1 protein-coding gene is annotated in these 345 nt (G+C 35.9%); it reads right to left on the reverse strand.

All coding sequences use genetic code 11. The features are described from left to right. Positions 1–7: 7 nt before the first annotated feature. Positions 8–345, reverse strand: a 338-nt coding sequence (locus WFZ85_RS16115; protein WP_342697270.1) for a transposase, incomplete at its 5' end; no start/stop codon positions are given.

Genomic DNA, 345 nt, shown 5'->3' on the forward strand with positions numbered 1-345 from the left:
ACGAGTTTTAAGCCATGCTGATTTTTGATTTGCTTTGACTGGTTTTAAAAAGAATTGTGGCTAAAAACAGTTTTATATAGGTCGTTTTTATCAAAAACAAGACCTTTCTCTTGTAAGGTGAGTTCCATGCTTTGAGTTTGGCTATTAAATCGGGTACACCAAGGATATTGATGCTGCGTTTGATGTTATACACCAGCATAATCAAACTGTGTTCGCCGTTTACTTTTTCTAATCCTATTAAATCGGTGTAGTTGTATCCCCATTTTCGCTTTATTGTGCCAAAAATGTGCTCATTAATTTCTTGCCTTTTGCGGTATAGTTGTGGATTGTCTTTGTATCGCTGGT

The organism is Flavobacterium aureirubrum (assembly GCF_038739835.1).
GTDB lineage: Bacteria > Bacteroidota > Bacteroidia > Flavobacteriales > Flavobacteriaceae > Flavobacterium > Flavobacterium aureirubrum.